Below are 8,710 nucleotides of genomic sequence, written 5' to 3' on the forward strand. Positions count from 1 at the left end.
AAAAAGAATCCTCGAGCGTTATGAGGACCGGATCTCAATTGTTGCGCTGTTCTTCGCAAACGGCGACACTGAGAAAGCAAAAGAATATGTGAACCTGATGATCAATCAGGAATACCAGCCGAGCACACCCACATTTTTGAACGCCGGCAGAAAACGCCGCGGAGAACTTGTGAGCTGCTTCCTGCTCGAAGTCAATGATTCATTAAACGATATTTCAAGAGCGATCGATATCTCTATGCAGCTTTCTAAACTGGGCGGCGGGGTTTCTCTTAACCTGTCCAAGCTTCGCGCGAAAGGTGAAGCCATTAAAGATGTTGAAAACGCCACAAAAGGCGTTGTAGGCGTCATGAAGCTTCTAGATAACGCGTTCCGTTATGCTGACCAAATGGGGCAAAGACAAGGATCTGGCGCGGCGTACTTAAACATTTTCCACCGCGATATCAATGATTTTCTCGATACGAAAAAGATTTCAGCGGATGAAGATGTGCGTGTCAAAACGCTATCTATCGGTGTTGTCATTCCGGATAAGTTCGTTGAGCTTGCACGTGAAGACAAAGCGGCTTACGTATTTTATCCGCACACGATTTATAAAGAGTACGGCCAGCACATGGATGAGATGGATATGAACGAAATGTACGACAAGTTTGTCGACAACCCTCGGGTGAAAAAGGAAAAGATCAACCCGCGGAAATTGCTTGAAAAACTGGCGATGCTTCGCTCTGAATCAGGCTATCCATACATCATGTTCCAAGATAACGTGAATAAAGTGCATGCAAATAACCATATTTCCAAGGTGAAATTTTCTAACCTTTGCTCTGAAGTGCTGCAGGCATCTCAGGTTTCTTCATACACAGACTATGATGTAGAAGATGAAATCGGTTTGGATATTTCCTGCAACCTGGGTTCGCTTAACATTCTCAACGTCATGGAGCACAAATCAATCGAAAAGACAGTTAAGCTTGCGACAGACTCTTTAACACACGTGTCTGAAACGACTGATATCCGCAATGCGCCTGCTGTAAGACGGGCAAACAAAGCGATGAAATCAATCGGTCTCGGCGCTATGAACCTTCACGGCTACCTTGCGCAAAACGGTATTGCGTATGAAAGTCCGGAAGCGCGTGACTTTGCAAACACGTTCTTTATGATGGTGAACTTCTACTCTATCCAGCGTTCTGCGGAAATCGCAAAAGAGAAGGGCGAAACGTTTGATCAATATGAAGGATCAACCTATGCGACAGGTGAATACTTCGACAAATACGTTTCAACTGATTTCTCACCGAAATACGAAAAAATTGCTAACCTGTTTGAAGGTATGCATATCCCGACGAGAGAAGACTGGGAAAAGCTAAAAGCATTTGTAGCTGAACACGGCATGTATCACAGCTACAGATTATGCATTGCGCCGACAGGCTCGATCTCATACGTTCAATCAAGCACGGCGTCTGTTATGCCGATTATGGAACGGATTGAAGAAAGAACATACGGCAACTCAAAAACGTACTACCCAATGCCTGGGCTTGCATCTAATAACTGGTTCTTCTATAAAGAAGCCTACGATATGGACATGTTCAAGGTTGTAGATATGATCGCGACTATCCAGCAGCACATTGATCAGGGAATCAGCTTCACATTGTTCTTAAAAGACACAATGACGACTCGTGATTTAAACCGAATCGATCTGTATGCACATCACAGAGGAATTAAAACCATTTACTATGCAAGAACGAAAGATACTGGGCAAGACAGCTGCCTTTCTTGTGTTGTTTGATTAAAGGAGAGTTTATAGTGACGAAAATTTATGACGCAGCAAACTGGTCAAAGCATGAAGACGATTTTACCCAAATGTTCTATAACCAAAACGTGAAACAGTTCTGGCTTCCGGAAGAGATTGCTTTAAACGGCGATCTCCTCACATGGAAGTATCTCGGAAAAAACGAGCAGGACACTTATATGAAGGTACTGGCCGGACTGACTCTTCTTGATACAGAGCAGGGGAATACGGGGATGCCGATCGTGGCTGAACACGTTGACGGCCACCAGCGGAAAGCGGTGCTGAACTTTATGGCGATGATGGAGAACGCTGTCCATGCGAAGTCGTACTCTAATATTTTCATGACCCTGGCACCGACTGAAACGATTAATGAAGTATTCGAATGGGTTAAACAAAATAAATATTTGCAGAAAAAAGCGCAAATCATCGTCGGACTTTACAAAGCGATTCAAAAAGATGACGAGATTTCACTGTTCAAAGCGATGGTTGCTTCCGTCTATCTGGAAAGCTTCCTTTTCTACAGCGGTTTCTATTATCCGTTATATTTCTACGGACAAGGAAAACTAATGCAAAGCGGGGAAATTATTAACTTGATCCTTCGTGATGAAGCGATTCACGGCGTCTATGTGGGTCTCCTTGCTCAGGAAATTTACAATAAGCAGACAGAAGAGAAAAAAGCAGAGCTTCGCGAATTTGCGATCGACCTTCTGAATGAGTTATATGAAAATGAGCTTGAGTATACAGAAGACTTGTACGATCAAGTTGGACTCTCACACGATGTAAAGAAATTCATCCGCTATAATGCCAATAAAGCGCTGATGAACCTTGGATTTGATCCATATTTTGAAGAAGAAGATATCAATCCGATCGTTTTAAACGGATTAAATACAAAAACAAAATCACATGACTTCTTCTCTATGAAGGGGAACGGTTATAAAAAGGCGACAGTTGAGCCGCTCAAAGACGATGACTTTTATTTTGGAGATGAAAAAGAGCAGATATAATATCTGCTCTTTTCGGCTTGAAGGTTCAAATGAGGAGGACGCAGTAACCATGGGAAAAATGGACGAAATGATTTTAGTCGCCCCGCGCGATGACGTGTTTAAGAAAGAAAGCTTAACCTTCCAGGGTGTGAACAGTGAAGATAGCAAAGTAGCAGAAATCATGGCTCAGATCGAAGCAGGCTATCGTGAAATGAGAAGGGGAGACGCAGAAGAAGATCCGCATTTCAAGCAGCCGATTCCTTATGTCGTCATTAAGCGCGAAGATGAAGTTTTCCTTTACGAGCGGCTGGCTGGCGGAGGGGAATCACGTCTGCACAATAAGCTTTCTCTCGGCTTTGGAGGCCATATGAACTCCATCGAAGGAGCAGCCTCATTTGCTGAAGTCTTAAAGCTGAACACAGACCGTGAGCTTGACGAAGAACTGCAAATAAATGAAGAGGATAAACAGGCGATTGTCACACTGGGACTCATCAATGATGATGAAAACAGTGTCGGCAAAGTGCATATCGGTATTCTTTCTGCGCTTCAATTACAGCCAGGCTCACAAGTGGAAGTGAAGGAGAAAGAACAAATTGCTGGAAAATGGATGAAAGTCTCTGAATTAAAACAGGACGACATCTATAACCGTCTGGAAACATGGTCACAATTTGTTGTTGATATCCTTGAATAAAAAAACCCGGTTTCTCGTGATGAGGAGCCGGGTTTTTTTATGAGACGCTCGTCCGCGTTTAGACTATGATTCTAGAATCACAATAGCGTCAAAGCCGGCATTTCTCGCTTTGGCAGCAAGAGCGTCTGCATTGTCTTTGGATGAAAATGCGCCAATTTGTACTTTGTATAATCCATCCTTTAAAAGGACAATCGTGTCAAAGCCTTTAGCTTCGGCACTGCTTGCAAGTGAGTCCGCATTCGCTTTGACTTTAAATGCGCCAATTTGAACCTTATATAACCCTGAGCTGGATGTCTTTTTAAGGCTAAAGGCTTGCTCCAGCCCGTTTGCATGGCCTCTCGCTAAGCTTTGAATAAAGCTGTTTGTTTTCAGCTTATTTGCATCCGCAACGGTATCAATGAAGCCGTTCTCGGTTAATAGGGCAGGCATTGCCGACTCCCTTAGAACGTGGAAGTTTGCTGTTTTTCTGCCGCGGTCTGCAAAGTCGACAGCTTGTATCACATTAGAGTGAATTGCCGATTGGTAAGTCGTCGTCGGGGCACCGACACCCGGGTAAATATAGCTTTCAAAACCTGTGCCGCCCCCGGAATTAATGTGAATGGACAAAAAGAAGTCTGCTCCCCAGTTATTTGCAGCGTTTGTCCGGTCGCTTAAGCTGACATATTGGTCGCTTGTCCTGCTCAGCAGCAAAGAAACGCTTTCATACTCATTTGTCAATATCGTACGTAAAGCTAAAGCGATTTGCAGGGTTAACGTTTTTTCTTGAAGGCCATTTCCTGTTGCGCCTGGATCAGACCCGCCATGGCCAGGATCAATAAAAATCTTAACCATTCTTCATCACCTCATTACAGGATATGAAAAAGCACGGCTCCTGCTTGTACGATTATCATTCGTCTGAAAAATGAGGAAATAACCCTTTCACATGAGGAAATTATTTCTCGGGAAAGCGCACAATTCAACATGAAGCGACAGCAGATTCTATCTGAATGAAAAATGTGAATATGTTATTTGTTTGTGAGAATTATGGGTTCGGCTTTATTTCAACTGATTCCGTCTGGTCTTCGGTTTTGCGTCAGGCATTCGGAACGTAAATTCATACGCAAAGCTCCTTTCATATGCTGAGAAGAAAAAGGGAGGGAAAACGTGTCGCTGAAGACATCTCTTTATTAATAGAAGAAAAAGAAATGTCTCAGGTATCTTAAGCGAATGAGAACAGCAAATTAACCGCGATCCATATGCTGACAGGTGTGATCGATTCGTATTTTTGGCTCGCTCCCTGTTCAAAACCGAAGTGTCATGCCAAACAGGGTGAGCAACGGAGAAAGAACACAGCTTAGGAGGGGATCTTCCGCTGAGAGATTCGTTTGAGCTGTTAAAAGCGATATAGGAAGTGTCCGTGATAAAGAGATTTATATGTCAAAGGCATATCACCATATTCATCGCTCAGTGTTCCTTACAAAATTGTTAAAAACAAAATCTCTTGGTTTGTCCACCCCATGTCCGTGAATACAATAAGAAATAAAGTATTTCTCGGGAAAGCGCAAAATTCCTTATCATTCCCGAAAAAAGCAATTGTTTCGACACATGATAGGCGTTTGTCACAAACGGCATCCGCTTGAATATCATATAGAGAGAACAGAGAGGTGAAAATGTTGGAGCGCGCTGTGACATATAAAAACAACGGACAGATCAACATTATTCTTAACGGGCAAAAGCAGGTGCTGACGAATGCTGAGGCAGAGGCGGAATATCAAGCTGCATTGCAAAAAAACGAAGCAAAGCACGGCATTTTGAAGGAAATCGAAAAAGAGATGAGCGCACTGGTTGGGATGGAGGAAATGAAACGCAACATCAAGGAAATATACGCCTGGATTTTTGTGAATCAGAAACGCGCGGAGCAAGGCTTGAAGGTGGGGAAGCAAGCGCTGCACATGATGTTTAAAGGAAATCCGGGAACGGGAAAAACAACGGTTGCACGGCTGATCGGCAAGCTGTTCTTTGAAATGAATGTCCTGTCAAAAGGCCACCTGATAGAAGCGGAGCGGGCAGATCTGGTCGGGGAATATATCGGCCACACCGCCCAAAAGACGAGAGATTTAATCAAAAAGTCATTAGGCGGCATTTTGTTTATAGACGAAGCCTACTCGCTGGCAAGAGGAGGCGAAAAGGACTTTGGAAAAGAAGCGATCGACACGCTCGTAAAGCATATGGAAGACAAACAGCATGAGTTTATTTTGATCCTTGCCGGATATTCTCGTGAAATGGATCATTTTCTCTCATTAAATCCCGGTCTCCAATCAAGATTTCCCATCTCCATTGATTTTCCGGATTATTCTGTCACACAGCTCATGGAGATTGCGAAACGCATGATCGCTGATAGGGAATACCAGCTCAGCCAAGAAGCGGAATGGAAATTGAAAGATTACTTAATGACAGTCAAAAGTACGACAAGTCCCATTAAATTCAGCAATGGCCGTTTTGTCAGAAATGTGATCGAAAAATCAATCAGAGCGCAAGCCATGAGGCTTTTAATGGGCGATCAATACTTAAAAAGTGATTTAATGACCATTAAAAGCCAAGATCTTTCCATTAAAGAAGAAGCATCTGGCTCTGCATAGACCTCTCGGTTTTCGAGAGGTCTGTTTTTTGCTTGTATTTCTTGCTTTTCAAAGCAATCGATTTGTGGTATACACATGCAGGGTTTGGTATGATAATACTACTGCCCAATATGCAAAAGAAAGGAACATCCATTTGAACGAACAGGAAACAAGACAGGAAAAAGCTATTTTAGTCGGATGTCAGCTGCCGCATATCACGGATGAGCATTTTGAAAATTCTATGGAAGAGCTTGCATCTCTGACAAAAACAGCAGACGGAAAAGTATTGACCAGCGTCACACAAAAACGGAACAGGGCTGACGCCGCTACATATATAGGAAAAGGGAAGGTAGAAGAGCTGAAGGCACTGGTGGAAGAGCTTGAAGCTGATCTCCTCATCTTTAATGATGAGCTGTCGCCAAGTCAGCTAAAGTCATTAGCAACAGCAATTGAAGTGAAGATGATTGACCGTACGCAATTGATATTAGATATTTTCGCAAAGCGGGCGAGAACGAGAGAAGGCAAACTCCAAATTGAGCTGGCTCAGCTGCAATATGCACTTCCGCGCCTGACGGGGCAAGGGATCAATCTTTCCCGGCAAGGCGGTGGAATTGGGGCGAGAGGTCCCGGGGAAACGAAACTAGAAACTGACCGCCGCCATATCAGAAATCGCATTCACGAAATCAACACACAGCTTTCAACTGTTATTCGCCATAGAAGCCGATACCGTGAAAGAAGAAAGAAAAACGGTGTGCTTCAAATTGCGCTTGTCGGATATACAAACGCGGGGAAATCAACATGGTTCAATCGCCTGACAAGTGCTGACAGCTATGAAGAAGATCTCTTGTTTGCCACACTGGACCCGATGACCAGAAAAATGGTCCTGCCAAGCGGGTACAGCGTGCTTCTGTCAGATACAGTAGGATTTATTCAGGATCTTCCGACGACATTGATTGCTGCATTCCGGTCAACGCTTGAGGAAGTCAAAGAAGCGGATTTGATCCTGCATTTAATTGATTCCTCAAATGAGGATTACCCAGGACACGAAAAAACGGTGCTTCGGTTGCTTGAGGAGCTTGAAGCCGACGACATCCCGATGCTGACGGCTTACAATAAGCGAGATCAAAAGCTGCCTGATTTTATTCCGTCCGCCGGAAAGGATCACATTATGGTCAGTGCGAAATTTGAGGAAGACGCTGAAACGTTTAAAGAAACGATTCAACGCTATTTGCGCCAAGAGCTGTTAACGTCTTTTGAAGCGCATGTGCCGGCAAGTGAAGGCAAACTCCTTTCGAGAATCAAATCGGAAACGATGGTTGACCGCTTCTATTTTAATGAAGAAAATGAACGGTACGACATATCAGGCTATGTACAAGAAGAGCAAAGCATCATTGGTGAATTAAAGAAGTATATGTAGGAAGGAAATTCAAAAACATGTTTGACACATTAACACACGGAGAGTTATTGAAAAAAACGGCAATGGAAGTGGAAGCGGACATTGCCGGTGTTCATAAACAAATAGAAGAAATTAGCGAGCGCAATGAATGGAGAGTGCTTCAAAGCTATAGAAAACACAAAGTAAGCGACACTCATTTCACGCCGTCTACTGGATACGGCTATGATGATATCGGAAGAGACACGCTTGAAAGCATTTATGCGGATGTGTTTGGCGGAGAAGCGGGACTTGTAAGGCCGCAAATTATCTCAGGCACGCATGCCATCTCGATTGCTTTGTTCGGTGTTCTCAGGCCGGGGGACGAGCTTCTTTATATAACGGGCAAGCCATATGATACGCTAGAAGAAATTGTAGGCGTCAGAGGCGGAGAAAACGCTGGATCGTTAAAGGATTTTCAAATCGGCTACAATGCGGTTGATCTGACGGAAGACGGAAAAATTGACTATGATGCAGTCGCCGCTGCGATCAATCCGAAGACGAAAGTAATCGGCATTCAGCGCTCAAAAGGATATGCGAATCGCCCTTCTTTCTTAATTAGTGAAATAAAAGAGATGATCCGTTTTGTAAAAGAAATCAATGAAAACCTGATCGTCTTTGTGGACAACTGTTACGGAGAATTTGTGGAAGAGCTTGAGCCTTGCCATGTCGGAGCCGATCTGATGGCGGGATCTCTCATTAAAAATCCCGGCGGCGGTCTTGCGAGAACAGGGGGCTATCTCGTGGGAAAAGCGAAATGGATTGAAGCTTGCTCTTACCGTATGACGTCACCTGGCATCGGCAGAGAAGCAGGAGCATCTCTCTACTCGCTCCAAGAAATGTATCAAGGCTTCTTTTTGGCGCCTCACGTTGTGTCCCAAAGCTTAAAGGGAGCGGTGTTTACAGCGAGATTCCTTGAAAAACTGGGTTTCACTTCAAACCCGAAATGGGATGCGAAAAGAACAGATTTGATACAATCCGTTGAGTTTTCTGACAGAGAAAAGATGATTGCCTTTTGTCAGGCCATTCAATATGCATCGCCGATCAATGCCCACGTGACGCCTTATCCAGCCTACATGCCGGGATACGAAGATGATGTCATTATGGCAGCAGGCACATTTATTCAAGGAGCAAGCATCGAATTATCAGCAGATGGCCCTATCCGCCCGCCATATGTAGCGTATGTTCAAGGTGGATTAACCTATTCGCATGTGAAGAATGCCATATGCAGTG

Annotated in this window: 7 protein-coding genes; 6 read left to right on the forward strand and 1 reads right to left on the reverse strand. The window is 44.0% G+C overall.

Features of this window, described 5'->3' with window-relative positions:
• The 3 genes from nrdE to RAC86_RS31220 form a co-directional block, all read left to right on the forward strand.
• A partial coding sequence (nrdE, locus tag RAC86_RS31210) for a class 1b ribonucleoside-diphosphate reductase subunit alpha (protein WP_377886396.1) occupies positions 1-1,771 on the forward strand: 1,771 nt, incomplete at its 5' end.
• A gap of 17 nt (positions 1,772-1,788) precedes the next feature.
• Positions 1,789-2,778, forward strand: coding sequence for a class 1b ribonucleoside-diphosphate reductase subunit beta (gene nrdF, locus RAC86_RS31215; protein ID WP_014113879.1), 990 nt, complete (start codon positions 1,789-1,791; stop codon positions 2,776-2,778).
• A 49-nt stretch (positions 2,779-2,827) separates the two neighbouring features.
• Positions 2,828-3,448: a hypothetical protein gene (locus RAC86_RS31220; RefSeq protein ID WP_014113880.1), complete on the forward strand. Its 621-nt coding sequence runs from the start codon at positions 2,828-2,830 to the stop codon at positions 3,446-3,448.
• A gap of 63 nt (positions 3,449-3,511) precedes the next feature.
• Here RAC86_RS31220 and cwlC read toward each other — a convergent pair whose 3' ends face one another.
• Positions 3,512-4,279 carry a sporulation-specific N-acetylmuramoyl-L-alanine amidase gene (cwlC, locus tag RAC86_RS31225; RefSeq protein ID WP_014113881.1) on the reverse strand — a complete coding sequence of 256 codons (768 nt, stop codon included), beginning with the start codon at positions 4,277-4,279 and terminating at the stop codon, positions 3,512-3,514.
• An 818-nt stretch (positions 4,280-5,097) separates the two neighbouring features.
• Here cwlC and spoVK point away from each other — a divergent pair.
• The 3 genes from spoVK to RAC86_RS31240 all read left to right on the forward strand — a co-directional run.
• A complete protein-coding gene (spoVK, locus tag RAC86_RS31230; protein ID WP_061187517.1) occupies positions 5,098-6,066 on the forward strand; it encodes a stage V sporulation protein K in 969 nt (322 codons plus the stop codon).
• A gap of 133 nt (positions 6,067-6,199) precedes the next feature.
• A complete protein-coding gene (hflX, locus tag RAC86_RS31235; RefSeq protein ID WP_041520970.1) occupies positions 6,200-7,462 on the forward strand; it encodes a GTPase HflX in 1,263 nt (420 codons plus the stop codon).
• 17 nt (positions 7,463-7,479) lie between these two features.
• The coding region (locus RAC86_RS31240; RefSeq protein WP_377886398.1) for a methionine gamma-lyase family protein at positions 7,480-8,710 on the forward strand (1,231 nt) is incomplete at its 3' end.

The sequence above is a fragment of the Bacillus sp. LR_5 genome (assembly GCF_042709275.1).

What these genes read in the sequence shown, in the direction of transcription:
- RAC86_RS31220 (WP_014113880.1), top strand. Translation starts at nt 2,828, where the DNA reads ATGGGAAAAATGGACGAAATGATTTTAGTCGCCCCGCGCGATGACGTG.
- spoVK (WP_061187517.1), top strand. Translation starts at nt 5,098, where the DNA reads ATGTTGGAGCGCGCTGTGACATATAAAAACAACGGACAGATCAACATT.
- cwlC (WP_014113881.1), bottom strand. Translation starts at nt 4,279, where the DNA reads ATGGTTAAGATTTTTATTGATCCTGGCCATGGCGGGTCTGATCCAGGC.